Source organism: Pseudomonas sp. B21-031, assembly GCF_024748985.1.
In the GTDB taxonomy this organism is placed as follows: domain Bacteria; phylum Pseudomonadota; class Gammaproteobacteria; order Pseudomonadales; family Pseudomonadaceae; genus Aquipseudomonas; species Aquipseudomonas kermanshahensis.
Genome location: NZ_CP087181.1, coordinates 2,524,993 through 2,548,132, shown reverse-complemented (window position 1 = coordinate 2,548,132; position 23,140 = coordinate 2,524,993). Strand labels below are relative to the sequence as shown.

At 63.4% G+C, this 23,140-nt stretch carries 16 protein-coding genes and 1 pseudogene; 9 read left to right on the top strand and 8 right to left on the bottom strand.

Going from position 1 to position 23,140, the window contains the following annotated elements; all coding sequences use genetic code 11:
• The first annotated feature begins 55 nt into the window (after window positions 1–55).
• Together LOY53_RS11320 and LOY53_RS11315 are read left to right on the top strand one after the other, a co-directional pair.
• The gene (locus LOY53_RS11320) at window positions 56–2,125 is read left to right on the top strand and encodes a PAS domain-containing sensor histidine kinase (protein WP_252823805.1); all 2,070 of its coding nucleotides are present in this window, start codon (window positions 56–58) and stop codon (window positions 2,123–2,125) included.
• Between the two features lie 46 nt (window positions 2,126–2,171).
• Complete coding sequence (locus tag LOY53_RS11315; protein WP_252823803.1) at window positions 2,172–3,878, top strand: ATP-binding protein; 1,707 nt, start codon at window positions 2,172–2,174, stop codon at window positions 3,876–3,878.
• Window positions 3,879–3,883: 5 nt separating this feature from the next.
• Here LOY53_RS11315 and LOY53_RS11310 read toward each other — a convergent pair whose 3' ends face one another.
• From LOY53_RS11310 to LOY53_RS11285, 6 genes are all read right to left on the bottom strand, one after another.
• On the bottom strand, window positions 3,884–4,630 hold the full coding sequence (locus tag LOY53_RS11310) for an SDR family oxidoreductase (RefSeq protein WP_027593552.1): 747 nt from the start codon (window positions 4,628–4,630) through the stop codon (window positions 3,884–3,886).
• A gap of 484 nt (window positions 4,631–5,114) precedes the next feature.
• On the bottom strand, window positions 5,115–6,650 hold the full coding sequence (locus tag LOY53_RS11305) for a DHA2 family efflux MFS transporter permease subunit (protein ID WP_258704026.1): 1,536 nt from the start codon (window positions 6,648–6,650) through the stop codon (window positions 5,115–5,117).
• Window positions 6,647–7,840, bottom strand: a complete 1,194-nt coding sequence (locus LOY53_RS11300; RefSeq protein ID WP_258704025.1) for an HlyD family efflux transporter periplasmic adaptor subunit — start codon at window positions 7,838–7,840, stop codon at window positions 6,647–6,649. The genes LOY53_RS11305 and LOY53_RS11300 overlap by 4 nt, the downstream gene beginning before the upstream one ends.
• Before the next feature lie 30 nt (window positions 7,841–7,870).
• A complete protein-coding gene (locus LOY53_RS11295; protein ID WP_099429125.1) occupies window positions 7,871–8,344 on the bottom strand; it encodes a MarR family winged helix-turn-helix transcriptional regulator in 474 nt (157 codons plus the stop codon).
• 251 nt (window positions 8,345–8,595) lie between these two features.
• Complete coding sequence (locus LOY53_RS11290) at window positions 8,596–9,228, bottom strand: response regulator transcription factor (RefSeq protein ID WP_258704024.1); 633 nt, start codon at window positions 9,226–9,228, stop codon at window positions 8,596–8,598.
• Between the two features lie 12 nt (window positions 9,229–9,240).
• Window positions 9,241–10,647, bottom strand: coding sequence for a sensor histidine kinase (locus tag LOY53_RS11285; protein ID WP_258704023.1), 1,407 nt, complete (start codon window positions 10,645–10,647; stop codon window positions 9,241–9,243).
• Window positions 10,648–10,842: 195 nt separating this feature from the next.
• Between LOY53_RS11285 and LOY53_RS11280 the strand changes: the two genes are divergently transcribed.
• The 3 genes from LOY53_RS11280 to LOY53_RS11270 all read left to right on the top strand — a co-directional run bounded on the left by LOY53_RS11280 (window position 10,843) and on the right by LOY53_RS11270 (window position 15,491).
• A complete protein-coding gene (locus LOY53_RS11280) occupies window positions 10,843–12,465 on the top strand; it encodes an acyl-CoA synthetase (RefSeq protein WP_252823798.1) in 1,623 nt (540 codons plus the stop codon).
• Window positions 12,466–12,543: 78 nt separating this feature from the next.
• A complete protein-coding gene (locus tag LOY53_RS11275; RefSeq protein WP_258704022.1) occupies window positions 12,544–14,313 on the top strand; it encodes an acyl-CoA dehydrogenase C-terminal domain-containing protein in 1,770 nt (589 codons plus the stop codon).
• Window positions 14,314–14,483: 170 nt separating this feature from the next.
• Window positions 14,484–15,491 carry a FecR family protein gene (locus LOY53_RS11270; protein ID WP_252823796.1) on the top strand — a complete coding sequence of 336 codons (1,008 nt, stop codon included), beginning with the start codon at window positions 14,484–14,486 and terminating at the stop codon, window positions 15,489–15,491.
• Between the two features lie 13 nt (window positions 15,492–15,504).
• Here LOY53_RS11270 and LOY53_RS11265 read toward each other — a convergent pair whose 3' ends face one another.
• Window positions 15,505–16,824: a Na+/H+ antiporter family protein gene (locus tag LOY53_RS11265; RefSeq protein ID WP_258704021.1), complete on the bottom strand. Its 1,320-nt coding sequence runs from the start codon at window positions 16,822–16,824 to the stop codon at window positions 15,505–15,507.
• A gap of 187 nt (window positions 16,825–17,011) precedes the next feature.
• On the opposite strand from LOY53_RS11265, the pseudogene LOY53_RS26875 reads away from it, so the two are divergent.
• Window positions 17,012–18,298, top strand: a pseudogene (locus LOY53_RS26875) (HAMP domain-containing protein); the annotation flags it as partial.
• A gap of 102 nt (window positions 18,299–18,400) precedes the next feature.
• The gene (locus LOY53_RS26870; RefSeq protein WP_371097434.1) at window positions 18,401–19,156 is read left to right on the top strand and encodes a methyl-accepting chemotaxis protein; all 756 of its coding nucleotides are present in this window, start codon (window positions 18,401–18,403) and stop codon (window positions 19,154–19,156) included.
• 32 nt (window positions 19,157–19,188) lie between these two features.
• On the opposite strand, the gene LOY53_RS11255 is transcribed toward LOY53_RS26870, so the two are convergent.
• Window positions 19,189–20,919, bottom strand: a complete 1,731-nt coding sequence (locus LOY53_RS11255; RefSeq protein WP_258704020.1) for a S8 family serine peptidase — start codon at window positions 20,917–20,919, stop codon at window positions 19,189–19,191.
• A gap of 359 nt (window positions 20,920–21,278) precedes the next feature.
• Here LOY53_RS11255 and LOY53_RS11250 point away from each other — a divergent pair, with 359 nt between their 5' ends.
• Together LOY53_RS11250 and LOY53_RS11245 are read left to right on the top strand one after the other, a co-directional pair.
• Window positions 21,279–22,295, top strand: coding sequence for an ABC transporter substrate-binding protein (locus LOY53_RS11250; RefSeq protein WP_252823793.1), 1,017 nt, complete (start codon window positions 21,279–21,281; stop codon window positions 22,293–22,295).
• Window positions 22,292–23,140, top strand: coding sequence for a proline/glycine betaine ABC transporter permease (locus LOY53_RS11245; protein ID WP_252823792.1), 849 nt, complete (start codon window positions 22,292–22,294; stop codon window positions 23,138–23,140). The genes LOY53_RS11250 and LOY53_RS11245 overlap by 4 nt, the downstream gene beginning before the upstream one ends.

The window sequence follows — 23,140 nt, the reverse complement described above, 5'->3', positions numbered from 1 at the left end:
CGCCCTTGGGGTGAACACGTTAGAGTTTGGGCCTTTAATCTCGTCGGACGTCGGCATGCCTTCCCGCGACCTGCTTTCCCTGCGCCAACACGTCGAAGACCTGGAGCGCCGTAACGCACTGCTGGAGTCGCAGTTGGCGAGCTACCAGGAACACGATCAGATTCTCTATCGCTCCTTGTTCGACACCATGGACGAAGGGTTCTGCATCATTGAGTTCTTCGATGGGCCACATGGCCCCTTGAGTGACTACGTGCATGTCGTAGCCAATGCGGCGTATGCGAAACATGCCGGCATCCCCAACGTGGTCGGGCAAAAACTGCGCGAGATGGTCCCCGACGAGGCGGATGATTGGGTAGCCCGCTACGGCGAAGTGCTGCGCACCGGCGAGCCGCTGCACTTCGAACAGGAGCTGGTTGCCACTGGCCATGTCCTGTCCGTCACCACCTTTCGCGTCGAACCCGCTGAGCGGCGCCAGGTGGCGGTGCTGTTCAAGGATGTCACCGAACGGCGTCGTGCAGAGCTGGCCCTGCAGCGCATGAACGAAGAGCTCGAAGAGCGGGTCAATGCGGCGCTGGCAGAGCGCCGGTTGTTTGCTGAAGTGGTCGAGCACAGCCTGGCTAACGTGCACATGATCGACAGCAACTTGCGCTGGCTGGCGATCAACCGGCAGGCCAAGCTGGAATTTCATTACTTGTATGGCGCCACCCCGGAAGTGGGCGACTATTTGCCCGCGCTGATGGGCGACAACCTCACCGACCTGAACGTGATCATGCCGATGTGGCAGCGTGCACTGGCGGGCGAGCAGTTCACGATAACCCAGCGTTTCGGCACAGGGGCTGCACAACGGCATTACGAGCTGCGCTTCAACTGCCTTCGCGACCCTGATGGCGCGATTCTTGGTGCCTACCTGTTCGCTTATGACATCAGCGAACGCGTCGCCGCCCAGCAGCGCCTGCTCAACGCTGAAGAGGCACTGCGGCATGCGCAGAAAATGGAGGCTGTGGGGCACTTGAGTGGGGGCATCGCCCATGACTTCAACAACCTGCTGGGTAGCATCCTGGCGGCCCAGGAATTGATGCAGCAACGCTTGCAACAGGCGCGTCACGACCAACTCGACAGCTTGCTGGACGTTGCCAGTGGCGCGGCGCAGCGTGCCGCCGCCGTCGTGCACCGCCTGCTGGCGTTCTCGCGCCAGCAGACGCTGCAACCGCAGCCCACCGATGTCACCCGCTTGGTCAATGGCATGGAGCAGCTGGTCCGTGGCAGCATCGGCCCGTCCATCCAGTTGCACAGCCACTTCCCGCAGCACCTGTGGCCAACGTTCATCGACCCGCCTCAGCTGGAAAACGCCCTGCTCAACTTATGCATCAACGCCCGAGACGCACTGCCAGAAGGTGGCGCAATTACCCTCAGCGGCGACAACCTGACCCTTGACCCGCCGCTCGCCCAAAGCCTCGACCTGGCTGCTGGCGATTACCTACGCCTTGGGGTCAAGGACAACGGGCGAGGCATGTCGGCTGAGGTCGCGGCGCGCGCGGTGGATCCGTTCTTCACCACCAAGCCGATGGGCCAGGGCACTGGCCTTGGGCTTTCCATGGTCTACGGTTTTGTGCGCCAGTCTGGGGGCCAGATGCGCATCCTGTCCAACCCCGATGAAGGCACGCTGGTCGAACTGTATCTGCCGCGCCACCTTGCGCGGCAAGCGACGAACAGCTTCGAAACCCCGGCTCACCTGCCGACGAGTTGCAACAGCGTGCAGGCTGGGCAAATCGTGCTGGTAGAAGACCAGGAGCCTCTGCGCCTGGTCATCCGCGAAGTACTCGAAGAGCTCGGCCATGACGTCCAGGCATTCGCCGACGGCCCAAGCGCGCTGGCGTACCTCGAGCGCTGCCCGCCGCCGCACCTGCTGATCACCGATATCGGCCTGCCCGGTGGGCTGAACGGGCGACAAGTCGCAGACCGAAGCCGCACCCGGCACCCGCACATTAAAGTGCTGTTCATCACCGGTTACGATGAAAGCGCCGTACTCAGCCACGGCCAGCCCCTGGAAGCATCCAGTGTATTGACCAAACCCTTTGACCTGGCGGCACTCGTGGAAAGGGTCGCACAGCTGCTGACGCACTAGCGGCCCGTGGTTTATCGATGGAGCGAAATGAATGCCCGGTGATTGCTTGAACACAACCGATGAGCTGGAGGTTTTACGCCAGCGAATCGATCATCTCGAACAGCAAAACAGCCTGTTGAGCAGCGAACTGTTGCGCTTGAACGCACGCGCGCAGGCGTCGGAAGGCTACCGCTTTCTGTTCGAGAACATGGAAGAAGGCTTCTGCATCATCCAGTTCATCGATGGCCCGCTTGGGCCATTGAGCGATTATGTACACCTGATGGCCAACCCGGCTTACTGCCGCCATGCCGGGCTGCCCAATGTCGTGGGCCGCACCCTGCGTGAAGTGATACCCGACGAGGCCCATGTCTGGCTCGACTACTTCGGCACCGTGGAGCGCACTGGCAATCCGTTGTACTTCGAGCATGAGTTGCTTGCCACCGGCCGCTGCCTTGGGCTGGCGGCAATCCGTATCGAACCGGCCCACAATCATCAGGTTGCGGTCATCTTTCGTGATGTGACAGCGCGCAAGCGCGCTGAGAGTGCCCTTCAAGACCTCAATGCAGAGCTTGAGCAGCGTGTCGAACAAGCCGTGGCGCAGAGCCAGAAGGCCGAAGAAGCTTTGCGCCAAGCGCAGAAAATCGAGGCTGTAGGTCAGCTGACAGGGGGCGTTGCGCACGACTTCAACAACCTGCTCGGCGGCATACTCGGTGCATTGGAGCTGGCCAGGGACAGGGTGGCCATCGACCAGCCCAAGGCAACCATCACCCCCTTGCTGGAAAGCGCCCATAGTGCAGCACAACGGGCTGCGGCGCTTGTTCATCGATTACTCGCGTTCTCCCGTCAACAGACCTTGCAGCCACGCGCTACCGATGTCGCAGAGCTGGTCACCGGCATGCTGGACCTGATCTGCCGCAGCACCGGCCCCCACATCGAACTCGACTACCAGTGCAGCGAGGCTTGCTGGACGGTGCATATCGACCCTCCCCAGCTTGAAAGCAGCCTGCTCAACTTGTGCATCAATGCACGCGATGCCCTGCCCGATGGGGGCAGGGTCTGCATCGCCCTGTGCAATGTCTCGTTGACCAGCGAGCAAGCTGCGCAGCTTGAGCTGAAGCCTGGCGACTACCTCTGCCTCAGCGTCGAAGACAACGGCAGTGGCATGACGGATGAGACCCTGAACCGCGCCGTCGACCCGTTTTTCACCACCAAACCGCTTGGCCGCGGCACGGGCCTGGGGTTGTCGATGGTCTTCGGTTTTGTGCGCCAGTCCGGTGGGCAACTGCACATCGCATCGTCCCAGGGCCAGGGCACCACGGTGCGCTTGCTGCTGCCGCGACACCACGCGCAGCCTGCCCCTGCCGTACTCAAACCCGCAGCACCGGTACCGCGCTCGAATACAGGCGCGACAAAGCGGATCGCCGTGGTCGAGGATGTCAGCGCCATGCGCCTGGTGATTGCAGAAGTGCTGCATGACCTGGGCCACGACGTGATGATGTTCGAAGATGGCCCCCAAGCGCTTGCAGGCTTGGCAGAGCAACCGGCGCCCGACCTGCTGATCAGCGACGTGGGCTTGCCGGGCGGGATCAACGGGCGCCAGTTGGCCGACACGTTGCGCGGGCGTTACACCGGGCTCAAGGTGCTCTTCGTCACGGGCTATGACGAGAGTGCAGCGCTGGCTAACGGCAACCTGGAAACCGACATGCGCGTGCTGACCAAGCCCTTCAGCCTCGAGGCACTGGCCGAGCAGGTCGGCCAGTTACTGGAAGGATAAGCCCCTCAGCGTCCGCCGCCCAGATCGACGAAGCTGCCGGTGGAATACGAGGCCTTGTCCGAGAGCAACCAGACAATGGCTTCGGCGACTTCTTCTGGCCGGCCGCCGCGGCCCATGGGCAACCCGGGTTCGAGCTTGGCGACCCGGTCCGGGTCACCGGAAAGCGCATGGAAGCCGGTGTGTATATAGCCTGGGCGCACGCCATTGACCCGCACGCCCTCGCCTGCCACTTCCTTGGCCAAGCCAAGGGTAAAAGTATCCAACGCGCCTTTGGAGGCCGCGTAGTCGACGTATTCGTTAGGCGAGCCCAGGCGCGCAGCCACTGAAGAGACGTTGACGATCGCCCCGCCCTGCCCGCCATGCCGACGCGCCATGCGCAATAGCGCATGTTTGGCACAAAGCATGGGCCCCACGACGTTGGTCTTCATCATCTTGAGCAAGCGAAACTCGGACATCTCCTCGACACGGCTCTGCTGGCCGATGGTGCCCGCATTGTTGACCAGTGCAGTCACCGGGCCAAGCGCCTCATCGACACGCTGGAACAGCTGAATGATTTCATCCTCGACACTGACATCGGCCCGCACCGCGATCGCTTCGGCGCCAAGCGCGCGAACCTGCCCAAGGACGCGCTCGGCAGCCTGGTCATCCGCGTGGTAGTTGATGCAGATACGATACCCCTGCCGAGCGGCCAGCAGGGCTGTCGCCGCGCCGATACCTCGGCTGGCGCCAGTAATGACGATGACGTTCTCCATGGGTCTGCCAATGCTGTTGAAAGTGGGCTTTCGACAATAGGACAAATGCCAACGCATGGGAATGCCACCCCTTCCCCAAAGCGCACAATCGCACGCGACGTTGCCCCAGCTCTTGATCCGGCCCTTGATCCAGCTCTTGATCTTGATCTTGATCGTGATCTTGATCTGGCTTTTGACCTTCAGCGACTCAGGAGGCCGAGCGCAGGCCTTGCGGAGGGAGGTGACGGGCAAGGATGCCCGTCAAGCGCTGGGGCCCAGGATGGGCCCTGCAGCGCGGTCCTCCCGGGAGCAAGGCCGTAGCGAGGGGACCCCGAAGCGCAGCGTAGGGGCCGGATGATGGAGCGCAGCCCTTTTTGGTTACTTTTTGGGGCGTTTGCCAAAAAGTGACCCGCCGTAAGGGCGGAAAGGTGACTAAGCGTCGCCCCGGCAACTGGCCCCTGCCTATCTCTCAATACCAGCGAAGGCCCCATCTTTAGCCAAAGAATCAATGCCCCGCAGAAGCAGGCCCAGCCTTAGCCGTAAACGGCGGCCGCGCAAACCAAACCAACAAAATCAACCCCGCAAACACCCAAGTCATCATCATGAAATAGTCCACCGTAGACATCATGTAAGCCTGCGCATTCACGATCTGCTCCAACCGCGCATAGTTCTGCACACTGGCCCCCCCAAGCTGCTCCAGCGTATGCCGCGTCGCCGGATCAAACTGGCTGATATTCTCACTCAGATACGCATGATGCTGATCCGCCCGCCGTATCCAGATCCACGTCGTCAGCGACGCCGCAAAACTCCCCCCCAGCGTACGCAGAAAGGTCGCCAGCCCCGAGCCATCGGCTATCTGATGCGGCGGTAAGTCCGACAGCAAAATGCTCAACGTCGGCATGAAGAACAGCGCCACGCCAATCCCCATGAACAGCTGCACCAACGCCACATGCTGGAAGTCCACCTCACTGGTAAACCCAGCACGCATGAAGCAGCTCGTGCCAATCGCCAGAAACGCCAACCCCGCCAGCAGCCGCAAGTCGAACCGGTGCGCGTACTTGCCGACAAAGGGCGACATGATCACCGGCAACAGCCCGATGGGCGCCACCGCCAGCCCCGCCCAGGTCGCCGTATAACCCATCTGCGTCTGCAACCACTGCGGCAAGATCAGGTTGATACCGAAGAACCCCGCATAGCCCCCGACCAACACGATGGTGCCGACCCGGAAGTTGCGGTGCACGAACAGCCGCAGGTTGACCACCGGATGCCGATCGGTCAGCTCCCAGATCACGAACACCGCCAGGAACAACACCGAGATCAAGCTGCCCATGATGATGAACGACGACTCGAACCAGTCCAGGTCATTGCCCTTGTCGAGCACCACCTGCAACGCCCCCACCCCCACGATCAGCGTCAAAAGCCCGATATAGTCCATCGGCTGGCGGCTGGTCACCACCGGCCGCGAGCGCATCTGTTGGCGTACAACAGCGGCGGCAAACAGCCCGATCGGCACGTTGATGAAGAAGATCCACGGCCAGCTGTAACTGTCGGTGATCCAGCCCCCCAGTATCGGCCCGGCGATCGGCGCCACCACCGTGACCATTGCCAACAGCGCCAGGGCCATCCCCCGTTTCGCCGGCGGATATACCGCTATCAGCAAGGTCTGGGTCATCGGGTACAACGGCCCCGCCACCACGCCCTGCAACACACGAAAGCCCACCAGCTCCGGCATAGACTGGGCGATGCCACACAAGAACGATGCCAGCACGAATAGCAACGTGGCCCAGATGAACAACTTCACCTCGCCAAAGCGCCGGCTCAGCCAGCCTGTCAGCGGCAAGGCAATGGCGTTGCTCACGGCGAACGAGGTGATCACCCAGGTGCCCTGCTCATAGCTCACCCCCAGGTTGCCGGAAATGGTCGGCAAGGCCACGTTGGCGATGGTGGTGTCGAGCACCTGCATGAACGTTGCCAGCGACAGCCCGATGGTGGTCAGCAACAGGCTCGGCGGCGTGAACTGGGCGGCAGCCTGGTTGCTCATCGCTGCGCCGTCTTGCCGGATGCGCTGTTCTCGTGAATCAGCCGGGCGATCAGGTTATCGGCATCGACCAGTTGGCGGTCGTACACCTGGGTGGTGTAGCTGGCCTGCTGCGGCGGTTGCTGGGCCAGGGTCGGGCCGCTCTGGTCGTGCAAGTCGACCTCCACCAGCATCGACAAGCCGATACGCAGCGGATGGTCCTTGAGCTGGTCCGGGCTCAAATGAATACGCACCGGCACCCGCTGCACGATCTTGATCCAGTTGCCGGTGGCATTTTGCGCCGGCAGCAGGGCAAACGCGCTGCCAGTACCTGCACCGAGGCTGTCGACCGTACCGCTGTACTTGACCGCGCTGCCGTACAGGTCGGCGCTGATTTCCACCGGCTGGCCGATACGCATGTCGCGCAGCTGGGTTTCTTTGAAGTTGGCATCGATCCACACCTGGTCCAGGGGGATCACCGCCATGGTCGCGGTGCCCGGCTGCAGGCGTTGGCCCAGTTGCACGGTACGCTTGGCGACATACCCGGTCACCGGCGCCACCAGGGTGGTGCGGGCGTTGTCGAGGTAAGCCTGGCGCAGGTCGGCAGCGGCTGCCATCACTTCAGGGTGCGAGGAAACCACGGTGTCGTCGACCAGCGCGGTGCTGGTGTTGAGCTGCTGACGGGCGCTGGCCAGGGCGCTCTGGGCCACACTCAGGTCGTCACGGGCGTGGGAGATTTCTTCTGCCGCAATCGCACCGCTGTCGGCCAGCACCTTGCGCCGGTTGTAGTTGTCCTGGGCCTTTTGCAATTCGGCCTGGCGCGTCTGCAACTGGGCCTTGAGCCCATCGACATTACTGTACAAACCGCGCACCTGGCGCACCGTGCGCGCCAGCTTGGCTTCGGCGGACTGCAGCGCCACCTCACTGTCGGACGGGTCGAACTGCAGCAGCACTTGGCCGGCGTGAACCAGGTCGCCGTCATCGGCACCAATGCTGGTGACGGTGCCGGTCACCAGCGGGGTGATCTCCACCACGTTGCCATTGACGTAGGCGTCATCGGTGCTTTCGTGCCAGCGCCCGACCAGGGAATACCAGGCCCAGGCGCCGACACCGCCGAGGATCAGCAGCAGAAGCAAGCCAAGCAGCCAGGCCTTGCGTTTGCGCGACGGCGCAGGCGCGTCGGCAGGGGTTGGGGTGTCTGTGGAAGTGGCCATGACAATACCTTGGATAATGCGTAACAGGGGTCAACGATCGCCAAAGCGGCGGATCGTCAAAGGGTCGCCAGCGCTGAGCAGCACCTTGGCCAACAAGCGCTCGAGCGTCTTGAGCTCTTCGGGTTGCAGTGCGCCGCACAATTCGTTCATCGCTGCCGCTCCGATTTCTGGCAGCCGGTCCGCCAGGCGCTGGCCATCGGCGGTCAAGGCCAGGCGCACCTGGCGTCGGTCGTCGGCGCAGCGGTTGCGCAGGATCAGGCCCTTCTGCTCGAGGCGGTCGAGCATGCGGGTCATCGAACCGCTGTCCAGGCCCAGGTAGCGGCACAGCTCGGCCGGGGTGTCCACCTGGTACTGGGTGACGATGATCAACACCTTGAACTGCGCGGCGGTGACGCCCTCTGATTCGAGGTGCCAGTCGAGAATGCGGTCCTTGAGGATCGCCGCGCGGCCCAGCAGCATGCCGATGGCACAGGTCTGGAAGTTTTCTGGAGAGAAATGCGCCATGGAGTCTGCCCGGTTAATTGTTTAAAAATATTACTGCCTAGGCAGTGAATGTCAAAGCTTTGATTAGGGTGCTATGCAAAATTTCATGATTTGGCCGCGCTTTTCTTGAACAAGCTGGCTCCCACAGGGACCTTTCAGTGCTCAAGGCCAGCGCTGTACCTGTGGGAGCTGGCTTGCCAGCGATGAGGCCGGCACAAGCACCACAAGACAGTTGCTCCCACAAGTCCCTGCCAGATCAAATTTCTGTTAGGTCACCGCTCAGGTGCCAAACCCAACGCTGGCACAGCGCCGCAGGCAATCGCCATGCCTACCAGTTCCGCCAGGCTTCCTGCTTGCAGCCGTTTCATCACCCGCCCCCGGTACAGGTCAACGGTCTTTACGCTAACCCCGAGGCGCTCGGCGATCTCGCGGTTGTTCAAGCCCTGGGCCAACGGCACGAACACATCGCGCTCCCGTGGCGTCAGGCCATCGACCCGCACCTGAACCTGGGCCAATGCCTGGTCGCCCTGACGCGCGCGCCCTGCTCGCTCCAATGCCGCCTGCACACTGTCGAGCAGCAACTGGTCGCTGTAGGGTTTTTCGATGAAATCGCAGGCACCCGCCTTGAAGGCCCTAACCACGATCGGCACGTCGGCATGGCCGCTGACAAAGATCACCGGCAGGTCCAAGCCCCGGTCCTTCATCAACTGCTGCACCGCCAGCCCGCCCAGCCCAGGCATGCGCACATCCAGCAGCACGCAGGCCGGGCCGTCATCGATGCACGCGTCCAGAAACGCCTGCCCACCAGCAAACGACAGGGCCTCGAGCCCCACCGACTGCAGCAGCCAGACCGTGGAATCACGCATGCCCTGGTCGTCGTCGACCACATACACCTTCGCTTGCACCCTGACCTCCCGTTATTCCCTGCTCACTGCCAAGCGGCAGCACAACACCAACCCACCGTTCTCGCCCGCACGCGCCCATAAGCTGCCACCAAAGCCTTCGATGAGGCTGCGGCTCATGCTCAGGCCCAGCCCCAGGCCATCGGCCTTGCTGGTGGTGAATGGGGTAAAGATTTCATCCAGGCGCTCGGCCGCCACGCCCGGCCCTTGGTCGGTGACCTCGACCAACACGCCGTCGCCTTCGCGCACGGCGCCCAGCAGGATACGTGAGGGCCGTTCGCCCTGCTGCTCGCGATTGGCATCGATGGCATTGCGCAGCAGGTTCAGCAGTACCTGCTCCAGCAACACCCGGTCGGCATACACCGCCGGCAATTGCGCGCTCATGCGCAGTTCGATGCTGACCTGGTCGCGCGCCGCCTCCCAGGCACACAGGCGCATGGCTTCATTGGCCACATCGAGCATGTCGAGCGCCTGCAGCCGGCGGGGGCCTTTGCGCAGGAACACGCGTAGCCGGCGGATCACCTGCGCGGCGTGGGTAGCCTGCTCGGTGATGCGCTGCAGCCCCTGGCCGACCCGCTCACGCGCCTGCGGGTCGCGCTCCAGGCCTTGCAAGTAACGCTGGCTGGCGTTGGCATAGTTGACCACCGCCGCCAACGGCTGATTGATCTCGTGGGCGATGCCCGAGGCCAGCTCGCCCAAAGTGGCCAGCCGCGCGCTGTGGGCCAGGCTCTCCTGGGCTTCGATGCGCAAGGTGATATCACGGGAAACACTGACGATTTCCACCACTGCCCCGGTGTAGGTCTCGCGGATGGCACGGCTGGCGATCTCGAACCAGCGGTAGCCGCCCGCGGCCTGGCGCACCCGGCAGGTCATGGTGTGGTAGCCGTCCTGGTCCAGGGCAGCAGCAGCCTGAGCTAGTACCTGGCGGCGTTCACGCGGGTGCAGCAAGGTCCGCACGGCCATGCCACGCAGTTGCTCGGGCCACCGGCCCAACAGGCGGAAGGCCGCCGGCGAGGCGTCGAGGAAGCGCCCGTCAGGGCTGTGCCGGGAGATCAGGTCCGTGGTGTTCTCGATGATCAAACGGTACAGGCGCCGGGCGCGGCTGGCTTCGCGGGCACCCTGGCGTTCGGCGCTGGCGTCACGGCAGCGGCCAAGCACCTGCTGGCCCTGGTCATCTGGGATGAAGGTCCACAGCACGATGCGCTCGCCAACCTGTACTTCCACGTCGGCAATTGCCCGGTGCTGCCGCAGGCAGGCCCGCACCAGCGCGGCGCAGTTGGCCGGTAGCCAGGCCGCCAGCAGCGGGCCTTCGTGCAGCAAGGCCTGCAAGGCCGGGTTGGTGGCCAGCGGCCTGGCATCGGCGGCCAGCAACAGGCTGGGCTGTGGGTCTTTGGCGAGCAAGGGAGACAGGGTCTTGTCCACGGCGTGCAACTCGTTGTTATAGTAGTTTTACTATATTGCTATAGTCGATATTCCATCTACCATAGCGACTCGCGTAAAACTGCGACAGGGGAAAGCGGCCAACCGTACGCTTTTCCACACCCTGAACAGAGCTAACAATCAGCCACCGGGGGTCACGCGCACTGGCTGCGCTTGCCTCCCCTACAGGATTACCGCATGTCGATCTATGCCCAGGGCCTGATGCCCTCTGCCGTCAACCATGTCGCCCTCACCCCACTGAGCTTCATCGAACGCACCGCTGCGGTGTACGGCAACTACCCGGCTGTCATCCATGGCGCCATCCGCCGCAACTGGCAGGAAACCTACCAACGCTGCCGGCGCCTGGCCAGCGCCCTGGTGGGACGCGGCATCGGCCGTGGCGACACGGTCGCGGTGATGCTGCCAAACACCCCGGCCATGCTCGAAGCGCACTTCGGCGTGCCCATGACCGGTGCGGTGCTCAACACCCTCAACGTTCGCCTGGACGCCGAAGCCATCGCCTTCATGCTGCAACACGGCGAGGCCAAGGTGCTGATCACCGATCGCGAGTTCCACACGGTCATCGAAGCCGCCCTGGCCTTGCTCGAACACCCGCCCCTGGTGGTCGACGTCGATGACCCGGAGTACGGCGAAGGCCGCGCGGTCAGCTCGCTTGACTACGAAGCCTTGCTGGCCGAGGGCGACCCGGAATTTGCCTGGGAATGGCCCGATGACGAATGGCAGGCCATTTCGCTCAACTACACCTCCGGCACCACCGGCAACCCCAAGGGCGTGGTCTACCACCATCGCGGTGCCTACCTCAACGCGCTGGGCAACCAGATGACCTGGGCCATGGGCCACCGCCCGGTGTACCTGTGGACCCTGCCCATGTTCCACTGCAACGGCTGGTGCTACCCCTGGACCATCACCGCCTTGGCCGGGACCCACGTGTTCCTGCGCCGGGTCGACCCGCAAAAGATCCTCACCCTGATCCGCGAACACCGGGTCACCCATCTGTGCGGCGCGCCCATCGTGCTCAACGCTCTGGTCAACATGCCTGAGGCCGCCAAGGCTGCCATCGAGCACCCGGTGCAGGCCATGGTCGCAGGCGCCGCGCCGCCCGCCAAGGTGATTGGCGCGGTGGAAGAAATGGGCATCCAGGTGACCCACACCTACGGCCTGACCGAGGTGTACGGCCCGGTGACGGTCTGCGCCTGGCATGAGGAATGGGACGCGCTGCCGCTGGAAGCGCGCGCACGCATCAAGTCACGCCAGGGCGTGCGCTACCCGACGCTCGACGGCCTGATGGTCGCCGACCCGCAAACCCTCGCCCCGGTGCCGCGCGACGGCAACACCCTGGGCGAGATCTTCATGCGCGGCAACACGGTAATGAAGGGTTACCTGAAAAACCCTGAGGCCACGGCCGAGGCCTTCCGCGGCGGCTGGTTCCACACTGGCGACCTGGCAGTCTGGCATGCCGATGGCTATGTCGAGATCAAGGACCGGCTCAAGGACATCATCATTTCCGGTGGCGAAAACATCTCCACAATCGAAGTCGAAGACGCCCTCTACAAACACCCAGCGGTGCTGGAAGCCGCCGTGGTGGCGCGCCCCGACGACAAATGGGGCGAGACGCCCTGCGCCTTCGTGGCACTCAAGCCTGGCCGGGAAGACACCCGCGAAGCCGACATCACCAACTGGTGCCGTGAGCACCTGGCCGGGTTCAAAGTGCCAAAGACCGTGATTTTTGGCGAGCTGCCCAAGACCTCCACCGGCAAGATCCAGAAGTACCTGCTAAGGGACCAGGCCAAGGCCCTCTGATCGCCCATTGGCCTTATCGCCGGCAGACCGGCGCTGAGGCCAGCACCGCCCCCTATTTGCGCACCTAGCGAGCCCCTGATGACCGACTACATCGCCCCCCTGCGCGACATGCGCTTCGTCCTGCATGACGTGTTTGACGCCCCTGCCCTGTGGGCACGTCTCCCTGCCCTGGCCGAGCGCATCGACGCCGACACCGCCGATGCCATCCTCGAAGAAGCGGCCAAGGTCACCAGCCAGCTGATCGCCCCGCTCAGCCGCAACGGTGACGAGCAGGGTGTGCACTTCGAAGCCGGCCAGGTCACCACCCCGGATGGCTTTCGCGACGCCTGGCGCACCTACCGGGAAGGTGGCTGGGTTGGCCTGGGCGGCAATCCCGAGCATGGCGGCATGGGCATGCCGAAGATGCTGGGCGTACTGTTCGAAGAAATGCTCTACGCCGCCGACTGCAGTTTCAGCCTGTATTCGGCCTTGAGTGCCGGCAGTTGCCTGGCAATCGACGCCCACGCCAGCGAAACACTCAAGGCCACCTACCTGCCGCCGCTCTATGAAGGCCGCTGGGCCGGCACCATGTGCCTGACCGAACCCCACGCCGGTACTGATCTAGGGTTGATCCGCACCCGCGCAGAGCCCCAGGCCGATGGCAGCTACCGCATCAGTGGCAGCAAGATCTTCATCACCGGTGGCGAGCAGGACCTGACCGAGAACATCGTCCACCTGGTGTTGGCCAAGTTGCCGGACGCACCGGCAGGTGCCAAAGGCATCTCGCTATTCCTGGTGCCCAAGTACCGCGTCAATGCCGATGGCAACCTGGGCGAGCGCAACGCCGTGCAGTGCGGGTCGATCGAGCACAAGATGGGCATAAAAGCCTCGGCCACCTGCGTGATGAACTTCGATGGCGCCATCGGCCACCTGGTAGGCGATGCGAACAAGGGCCTGGCGGCCATGTTCACCATGATGAACTACGAGCGGCTGTCCATTGGCATCCAGGGCATCGGCTGCGCCGAAGCGTCGTACCAGAGCGCCGCACGCTACGCCAACCAACGCCTGCAAAGCCGCGCCGCCACGGGCCTGCAGGCGAAGGACAAGGTGGCCGACCCGATCATCCAGCATGGCGATGTGCGGCGCATGCTGCTGACCATGCGCACGCTTACCGAGGGTGGCCGGGCCTTTGCGGCCTACGTGGGGCAACAGCTGGACCTGGCCCGCTACGCCGAAGACGCCGGAGAACGCGAACATGCCCAGCGTCTGGTGGCGCTACTGACGCCTGTGGCCAAGGCGTTTTTCACCGACAACGGCCTGGAAAGCTGCGTGCTCGGCCAGCAGGTGTATGGCGGCCATGGCTACATCCGCGAATGGGGTCAGGAACAACGCGTGCGCGACGTACGTATCGCACAGATCTATGAGGGCACCAACGGCATCCAGGCCCTCGACCTGCTCGGGCGCAAGGTGCTGGCAGACGGTGGCCAGGCACTGGCCAGTTTCACCGCCGAAGTGCGCGCCTTCAGCGTTGCCGCGCCACTGTACCGCGAAGCCCTGCAAGCCAGTATTGTGCGCCTGGAAGCCACCAGCGCATGGCTGCGGGCACGCGCAAGCGAGGACGCCAACCTGGTCAGCAGCGTGGCCGTGGAGTATTTGCACTTGTTCGGCCTGACCGCCTACGCCTACATGTGGGCGCGCATGGCCGCCGTGGCGCAGGCCAAGCGCGAACAAGACCCAACCTTCCATGAGGCAAAGCTGGCGTGTGCGGCGTTCTTCTTCCAGCGCGTGTTGCCACGCAGCCTTGGGCTGGAAGCCAGTATCCAGGCCGGCAGCGCGAGCCTGTACGGGTTGAACGCAGAACAGTTCTGATCGGCGTGGGGGGCGTAAGCGCCCCCCGACACTGCCCGCGAAGGGTTCTCAAACGCTGAAATTCCATTGCAAATCCGACGAAAAACCGGCACAACTGATAGTCATTCGCCATTACCTCGGTTCTCGGGAACCCTCTAGCAAGGGTAGAATGCGCAAAACCCGGAGCCGCAATGAATCACGACCGCCTCAATCCCAGCCCAGACGATGCCATTACCGACGCCGCCGCGCATTGGTGCATGCGCCTGCACGCCGAAGATTGCACGGCGGCAGAACGCGAGGCGTTCGCCCGCTGGCTGGCGACTGACCCACGGCACGCCGAGGAATACCAGGCGATGCTGGAGATCTGGCAGACCGCCGACCTGCTGCCGCGCAACGCGACCGTGGTCGATTTCAACCCGCCGTCACGCCAGGCCGCACGCGTGCGCAACTGGCGCCCGCTGGCCTCGGCTGCGGCCATCGCCCTGGCGGTACTGCCATTGGCAGGTTGGATAGGCTGGGAACAAGGTTGGCTGCCCAACCATTACCAGCACTTCGAAGCCAGCGACCGGATGCAGACCGTAGAGCTGAGCGATGGCAGCACGGTGCAGCTCAACCTCAATACCGAGCTGACATACCTCAACTTCAAGGACCAGCGCCAGGTTACCCTCAAGCGCGGCGAGGCGTTCTTCAAGGTCCAGCACGACAGTGCACACCCCTTCATCGTCCACGCAGGCCGCGGCCAGACCCGGGTAACCGGCACCCAGTTCAACGTGTGGAAGTACCAGGACCAGGTCAAGGTCACCTTGGTGGAAGGTTCGGTGCTGGTGTCCAGCGACGGCAGTGCCGGCGGCTACCGTCTCGGCCCTGGGATGCAGGCCAGCTATCACAAGGGCGATTTCGAGCCGCAACTCGCGCAAAGCGACGATTACGGCAATGCCCTTGCTTGGCGCAATGGCAAGCTGGTGCTCGATAACCTGAGCCTGGAACAGGCGTTGCCGGTGATCAACCGCTACCTCGACGCCCCGCTGCTGCTGGCCGATGCCAGCACCGGGCGGATCCGCATCAGCGGCATCTATAACACCCGCGAAGTCGGGCGCCTGGTCAACAACCTGCCCAAGGTGCTGCCGGTCTACCTGACCCGCAGCAAGGACGGCAGCACAGTCCTCAACAGGATCTCGCCGCCGCCCGACAAGGGCTGATGCCCGCCCCGTCTTACAGCGTCATCGCCGCCAACCAGCCAAACGCCAGCAGCGGCAGGTTGTAGTGGATGAAGGTCGGCACCACCGTGTCCCAGATGTGGTGGTGCTGGCCGTCCACGTTCAGGCCCGAAGTCGGGCCCAAGGTCGAGTCCGACGCGGGCGAACCTGCATCCCCCAATGCCCCGGCGGTACCCACGATGCACACCGTGGCCACGGGGTCGAAGCCCAGTTGCACGCACAGCGGCACGAAGATCGCCGCCAGAATCGGCACGGTGGAGAAGGACGAGCCGATGCCCATGGTCACCAGCAAACCCACCAGCAGCATGAGCAAAGCGCCGACGCCCTTGCTGTGGTCGATCCACTGCGCCGATGTCTCGACCAGGCTCTTGACCTCGCCGGTGGCCTTCATCACGTCGGCAAAGCCCGACGCGGCAATCATGATGAAGCCGATCATGGCCATCATCTTCATGCCTTCGGTGAACAGGTCGTCAGTGTCTTTCCAGCGCACGATGCCCGACAGCGAGAAGATCAGGAACCCGACCATGGCGCCAATGATCATCGAGTCCAGCAACAGCTGGACGATAAACGCTGCCGCGATCGCCAGGCCAGCGACCATCAGGGTCAACGGGTTGTATTGCACGCTGACCTGCTCGACCTGCTCGATACGCGCCAGGTCGTAGTCGCGCTTCTTGCGATAGCTGAAGAACACCGCCAACAACAGGCCGACGAGCATGCCCGCCGCCGGAATGGCCATGGCATGGGTCACATTGACGCCGCTCACATCGACCCCGGCGCGGGCGACGTTGGCCAGCAGGATTTCGTTGAGGAAGATGTTGCCAAAGCCCACCGGTAGAAACATGTACGGGGTGATCAGGCCAAAGGTGATCACGCAGGCGATCAGCCGACGGTCGATGCGCAAACGCGTCAACACATACAGCAGCGGCGGCACCAGCAGCGGGATGAAGGCGATGTGAATGGGCAGGATGTTCTGCGACGACACCGCCACCACCAGCATCAGGCCGATCATCATCCACTTCACCTTGCCGCCATTGGCATGGCCCTGGCGGTCGATCATGGCCAAGGCCCGATCGGCCAGGGCGTGCGCCAGCCCTGACTTGGCGATGGCCACGGCAAAGGCGCCCAGCAGCGCATACGACAATGCCACGGTGGCGCCGCCACCCAGCCCGCCATTGAAGGCCTTCAGCGTGCCCTCGATGCCCAAGCCGCCGACCAGGCCGCCGACCAAGGCACCAATGATCAGGGCGATGACCACGTGTACCCGCGACAGGCTGAGTATCAGCATGATGCCGACCGCGGCGATCACTGCATTCATGGTTGGCTTACCTCATAAGGACAGAAAAAAAGCGCGCACTCTGAAGCAGTGGGCGGCAGATGTCAAAAGCGCCATGTTGCGGCGCATTACTCAGCCCCGTCTTAATTTAAATTGAACGTTTAAATAAAGAAAAAAACGCGATGGCCGACACAGTCGACAGCCAGAACTATTACAAGGGATTCGCCCCATGCCTTTGCGACAACTTTCCATCCAGTGGAAGATCACCCTGCTCGCCGGTCTGTGCCTGGCCGGCATCGTCACCCTGCTCGTCGGCCTTTCGCTGTACCGCATGGACCACAGCTCGGACCTGGTCAAGGCGAGCAGCATGCAGATGCTCACCGATGCGGCCCAGGGGCGCATCGAGTCGCAAGGTGAAGTACAGGCCTTGAACATTCGCCGTCAATTCATGGACGCCTATCAGTACGGCGCCGGCTTCGCCCGCCAGGTGCTGTTCCTGCGCGAGCAGGCTGAAAAGCGCTTCCTCGACGCCTACGACCTGCGCGAGGACATGACCCGCCAGGTGCGCGCCGCATTGCAGGCCAACCCCGACCTGCTCGGCATGTCGCTGGTGTTCGAGCCCAACGCCCTGGACCACAAGGACAACCTGTTCACTGCCAAGCCAGAGCTGGGCAGCAACGAAACCGGGCGTTTCGCGCTGTACTGGTCGCAACCACGTGCCGGCCAGCTGACCGCCATGGCCCTGCCCGAGCATGACATGGCCAACACCGAGGTCGGCCCCAGCGGCCAGCCCGCCAACACGTGGTGGGTGTGCCCGCGCAGCAGCGGCAAGGTTTGCGTGGTGGAGCCCTACTTCTATGACATCGATGGCCAGCGGGTGCTGATGACGAGCATCGTCTTCCCCCTTGCCGTCAACGGCAAGGTGATCGCCACCCTGTCGATCGACATCAACCTCAACAGCCTGCAGGCCTTGGCCCAGAATGCCAGCCGCAGCCTTTACGAAGGCCGCACCACCGTGGGCATTCTCAGCCCGGTGGGCCTGTTGGCCGGTTACAGCGCCGATGCCGGCAAGCTGGCCCAGCGCTTCGACCAGGTCGACACGGCCAAGGGCGCCGAACTGGTGCGCAAGCTGGCCGAGGGCAAGCTGAGCATCCTGCACGACCAGCAACGCCTCAAGGTGTTGGCGGCCTTCGAGCCGATCCCCGGCGCCCAGCCCTGGGGCGTGCTTCTGGATGTGCCGGAAAACGCCCTGACCGGGCCCGCCGAAACGTTGAAACAGGAACTCGATGCACTGAACACCAGTGGCACCTTGCTGGAGCTGGGCCTGGGCCTGGCCGCTGCAATCGCAGGCCTGCTGCTGGTGTGGCTGATGGCGCGTGGTGTGACCCGACCGATTCTGGGCGTGGCGGCGATGCTCAAGGACATCGCCAGTGGCGAAGGTGACCTGACCCGCCGCCTGACGTACCAGAAACAGGACGAACTGGGCGAGTTGGCCGGTTGGTTCAACCGCTTCCTCGACAAGCTGCAGCCCACCATTGCCGAGGTGAAACGTTCGGTGCAGGCTGCCCGTGGCACGGCTGACCAGTCCTCGGCGATCGCCAGCGAGACCAGTGCTGGCATGGAGCAGCAGTACCGCCAGGTTGACCAGGTGGCGACCGCCTCGCACGAAATGAGCGCCACCGCCCAGGACGTTGCCCGCAGCGCTGCCCAGGCCGCACAGGCAGCGCGCGAGGCCGACCAGGCCACCCGCGAAGGCCTGGCCGTGATCGACCGCACCACCCACAGCATCGATGCCTTGGCCGCCGACATGAACAACGCCATGGCCGAAGTCGAGGGCCTGGCGCAGAACAGCGAGAAGATCGGCTCGGTGCTGGAAGTGATCCGCTCGATTGCAGAGCAGACCAACCTGTTGGCACTCAACGCTGCAATCGAAGCCGCCCGCGCCGGTGAGGCCGGCCGTGGCTTTGCCGTGGTCGCTGATGAAGTGCGCAACCTCGCCCGACGCACCCAGGAGTCGGTGGAAGAAACCCGTCAGGTGATCGAGGCCTTGCAGGCCGGCACCCGCGAAGTGGTCGGTGCCATGGACAACAGCCACCGCCAGGCCCAGGGCGGCGTGGAGCAGGTCGGCCAGGCCGTCACAGCACTGCAGCGCATCGGCCAGGCAGTGACGGTGATCACCGACATGAACCTGCAGATCGCTTCGGCCGCCGAAGAACAAAGCGCGGTGGCCGAAGAGATCAACAGCAATGTCGCAACCATTCGCGACGTCACCGAATCGCTGTCAGGGCAAGCCAACGAGTCGGCTCGGGTTAGCCAGTCGCTCAACAGCCTGGCCAATCAACAACAGGCGCTGATGGATCAATTCCGCGTCTGATGCGTTAGAGGCCGGCGCTTGCCGGCCTCACCTCAAGGTTCGAAGCGGCCGTTGCCGAGTATGCGATCGAGCATGACCAGCGCACCGTGTACGTTGGGCCTGGCCCCCATCGGCAGTACATCGGTACCCGACCCAGTGGCGTCTTCATACCCGGACGCCATGACCAGCAGGTGCATCTGGTCGGCATTCAGGTAGACGTGATGGTGCTCCATGGCATACGACTGGATCAGGCTCAGTGTGCCTGTCACCAGGGGGGTTGCACTGGAGGTGCCGGCGTAGTTCTCGGTGTAGTCCCTGTTTTCACCCGGCAGGTCCTGCAAGTCGCCCCTGGACAGGGTCACCACACTGTCGCCCCAGGCGTTGAGCATGCGATGGCGGTAGCGGTAGTTGGAGTACGTGTGGGGCTTGCCGCTGTACGATTGGCACGCGCCAATCAAGATGACACCGGCGTCGCCGTAGTCGTCGAAGTAGGGCCAATTGGCAAGGTCGACGCCCTGGTTGGCTTGGGTCCCTTTTGGCGCCAAGGTCTTGCTGCTGCCATTGGCCGCCGCGTTGATCACCACAGCGCCTCGTTGGGTCAGTTGCTGCATCACTGTCCACCAGGCCTTGTCGTGCACGGACGGCAGCAGGGTGCTCAATACTGTGGGGTTGGCGGATTGACGATTGATGGCGACAATATCCCCGGGTTCCACGTTGCGCAGCAGGTCTTTGAGCACCTGATTGTTGCCGTGAATATCCTTGGAGCGGTTGTGGTACAGGTACAATTCGCTGTCGTGACTGACCCCCGTTGCCCCAAACCCATTGCGCGTTGCCAGGATGATCCCCACAGAGGCAGTCCCATGCTTGGGATCGTCGTTGGGCGCTAGCGACACGATCTTCAGGTCAGGGTTGCCCCGCAGGTCCTCGTGTTCCGCAAATAACCCGCCGTCACTGAAATGGATCCGCGAGCCTCGCCCAGTTACCCCCCCGGCCCAGGCCTTGCGCACGTTCAATCCTTTCCATCTTGGCCCTGGAGCGTCGAGGTAATGCTGGCGAGGCTCGAAGTCCGGCGTGGGCTGGGCATTTTCGTGGGCTCGATTGCCCGCCACCACGGCGGCCCCGGTCAACAGCGTGGCTACCGCCGCCGCCGCGCCAAGCAAAATCAGGTTTGGCTGGGCGCTGGCTTGCAGGAACTGCATGGACTGCACGTACTCCAGCGCGGCCAGGGTCTTGAGCAGTGCGAGGTAAGTGTCGTTGAGCATGCTCGGAGGCTGCTCCAGATAGCAGAACGTGCGTAATGCCTGAAGCCGATCATCATGCTGCTCCTGCTCATCCAGAACAGGCCGGGGGGTAAGCACGGTATTCAGATTGGGCCAATAACGAACCAGTACCGAGCCTGAATCGGGCTGCAGATCATCAAGCAGCCGTTGGTAGCCACCCGCTTCGAACGCGATAACCAGCGTGGGGTACGCGGCACCTGGCGCCACTGCCGCATGGCCTTGAGCGAGCTGCTCACGAGGTTCGTATTCGCGGCTGCTCTGGTCCACCTCACGCTTGCCCCGCCCGCCCGCGGCCGGCAGCGGTATTTTTTCGAGCACGCGTCGGTTCAACTCCTCGGCCTTGATCTCGAGCACCAACGGCGGCAAGTCAATGATCCCGGCAGCCCCGGTAGGCCGGTTCGCAGCCCGGGCATAGTCATCCAGCAGGACGACCCTTGGCCGGATGCTGTAGACACCAACCGCTTCTTCGGCGATCAACGTGGCTGGGCATCCGTGATTATTCAAGCGACCAGTGTGCGCCTGTGACTGCACCGAAACGCCTCTGAACGAAACCGCACCATCAGGCCCGGCCCGCTCCAGCTCGTATCGAATGCTTCTGATTTTGTGCAGGTCTGCACCCATGCACCGAACGTGAAATTTTCCGTCGAAACAGAAGTTGCGGTAATAGACGAAACTCAAATCAAGGGTCATCAGGAATGCCTCGCGCCGTGGGCCAAATGGGCTGCCGAAATGGCAACGCACACTCTTGCAACCGCGTGCCACGGGGCACAGAGAGAGCGCTTTCCCTGCCCCGCCAGGCAAAGCAGACAAAGGGGTCGTCTACACTTGCCGGCACTGACTCAGCGGCTACCGAGGAGGCCCCGATGAAAAGAATTCCAACGCTGCTGGCCGGCCTGCTGCTGGCTGTTGGCTTGGCCAGCACCGACAGCGCCGCCTCAGCGGAACGCAACGCGCCGATTCACTTTGGCGCAATTGGTTGGGAAAGCGGTGCACTGACCACCGAGATCCTGCGCCTGATCGTCGAACGGGGTTACGGCTACCCCACCGACACGCTGCCCGGCAGCACTGTGAGCATGGAAGTGGCCTTGGCCCGCAACGACCTGCAGGTAATCGCCGAGGAATGGGCCGGGCGCAGCCCCGCGTGGATCAAGGCCGAGCAGGCCGGCCAGGTGTTCGCCCTTGGCGACACGGTCAAGCACGCTGAAGAAGGCTGGTGGGTGCCGGCCTACGTGATCCAGGGCGACCCGTCGCGCAACCTCAAGCCCCTGGCACCGGACCTGCACAGTGTCGACGACCTCAAGCGTTACCCCAAGGTGTTCAGCGACCCCGAAATGCCGGACAAAGGGCGCTTCCTCAACAGCCCCAGTGGCTGGACGTCCGAGACGGTCAACAGCCAGAAACTCAAGGCCTATGGGCTGGATGCGCTGTACAACAACTTCCGCAGTGGCTCTGGCGCAGCGCTGGATGCCGAGATCAGCTCGTCCATCCGTCGCGGCCAGCCAGTGCTGTTCTATTACTGGAACCCGACCCCGCTCATGGGGCGCTACAAGCTGATCCGCCTGCAAGAGCCGCCCTTCAATGAAAAGGCCTGGGCCACCCTGACAGATGCCAGCAACCCCAACCCGCAAGGTAGCCAGTCACTGCCAGCCAAATTGTCGATTGGCGTCTCCAAGGCGTTTAAAGAAGGCTACCCAGACCTGGTGGCGGTGTTCGAAAAAGTCGACCTGCCGATCGAACGGCTCAATAGCGCCCTGGCCGAGATGAGCGAAAAGCGCATCCCGCCCAACCAGGCTGCCCTCGCCTTTTTGCGCGATAACCGCGATGTGTGGAAAGCCTGGTTGCCTGCGCAGGTCGCAGCCAAGGTCGAGGGCAGCCTATGAGCGGCGGCTTTCCCGAAGCCCTGCAATTTTCCTTCGCGGGTCGCGTCAACCAGTTAGTCGACTGGCTGGTGTTGAACTACGGCGACCACTTGCGCAGCCTCTCGGATCAACTGCTGCAACTGCTGGTGGGCCTGGAAAACCTGCTGCGCCTGTTGCCCTGGTGGGGGCTGTTGCTGGTGGTCGGGCTGCTCGCCTGGCATGCCAGCCGCAGCCTGTTGCGCAGCCTGATGATGGTGGCCCTGCTTGCCTTGATCGGCGTGCTCGGGCTGTGGGACAAGCTGTTGCAAACCTTGGCCTTGGTCCTGATCAGCACGGGCTTGTGCGTGATAGTCGGCGTGCCGCTGGGCATACTGCTGGCGGCCCGCCCGCTGGCTCGACGGCTGTTGATGCCGGTGCTGGATGTGATGCAGACACTCCCGGCCTTTGTCTACCTGATCCCGGTGCTGATGCTGTTTGGCCTGGGCAAGGTGCCGGCGGTGTTCGCCACCCTGATCTACGCCTTGCCGCCACTGGTGCGGCTGACCGAACTGGGCTTGCGGCAGATCGACCCGTCCTTGTTGCAGGCTGCGCACGGCCTGGGTGCCAGCCGCTGGCAGCGGCTACGTCGCATCGCCCTGCCGCTGGCCCTGCCCAGCATCATGGCCGGGCTCAACCAGTCGGTGATGATGGCGTTGTCGATGGTGGTGGTGGCTTCGATGATTGGCGCCCGCGGGCTGGGTGAGGATGTGCTGGCGGGGATCCAGACCCTTAACGTCGGCCAGGGCGTCGAGGCCGGGTTGGCGATCGTGGCGCTGGCCATGGTGATTGACCGCATCAGCCAGGCGTATGGGCGCACGGGGCGTTAA

Bases quoted from the DNA above. Each gene is read 5' to 3' on its own strand.
- LOY53_RS11320 (WP_252823805.1), top strand. From the start codon at position 56: ATGCCTTCCCGCGACCTGCTTTCCCTGCGCCAACACGTCGAAGACCTG.
- LOY53_RS11310 (WP_027593552.1), bottom strand. From the start codon at position 4,630: ATGGAGAACGTCATCGTCATTACTGGCGCCAGCCGAGGTATCGGCGCG.
- LOY53_RS11305 (WP_258704026.1), bottom strand. From the start codon at position 6,650: ATGAGCAACCAGGCTGCCGCCCAGTTCACGCCGCCGAGCCTGTTGCTG.
- LOY53_RS11300 (WP_258704025.1), bottom strand. From the start codon at position 7,840: ATGGCCACTTCCACAGACACCCCAACCCCTGCCGACGCGCCTGCGCCG.
- LOY53_RS11295 (WP_099429125.1), bottom strand. From the start codon at position 8,344: ATGGCGCATTTCTCTCCAGAAAACTTCCAGACCTGTGCCATCGGCATG.
- LOY53_RS11280 (WP_252823798.1), top strand. From the start codon at position 10,843: ATGTCGATCTATGCCCAGGGCCTGATGCCCTCTGCCGTCAACCATGTC.
- LOY53_RS11275 (WP_258704022.1), top strand. From the start codon at position 12,544: ATGACCGACTACATCGCCCCCCTGCGCGACATGCGCTTCGTCCTGCAT.
- LOY53_RS11270 (WP_252823796.1), top strand. From the start codon at position 14,484: ATGAATCACGACCGCCTCAATCCCAGCCCAGACGATGCCATTACCGAC.
- LOY53_RS11265 (WP_258704021.1), bottom strand. From the start codon at position 16,824: ATGAATGCAGTGATCGCCGCGGTCGGCATCATGCTGATACTCAGCCTG.
- LOY53_RS26870 (WP_371097434.1), top strand. From the start codon at position 18,401: ATGGAGCAGCAGTACCGCCAGGTTGACCAGGTGGCGACCGCCTCGCAC.
- LOY53_RS11250 (WP_252823793.1), top strand. From the start codon at position 21,279: ATGAAAAGAATTCCAACGCTGCTGGCCGGCCTGCTGCTGGCTGTTGGC.
- LOY53_RS11245 (WP_252823792.1), top strand. From the start codon at position 22,292: ATGAGCGGCGGCTTTCCCGAAGCCCTGCAATTTTCCTTCGCGGGTCGC.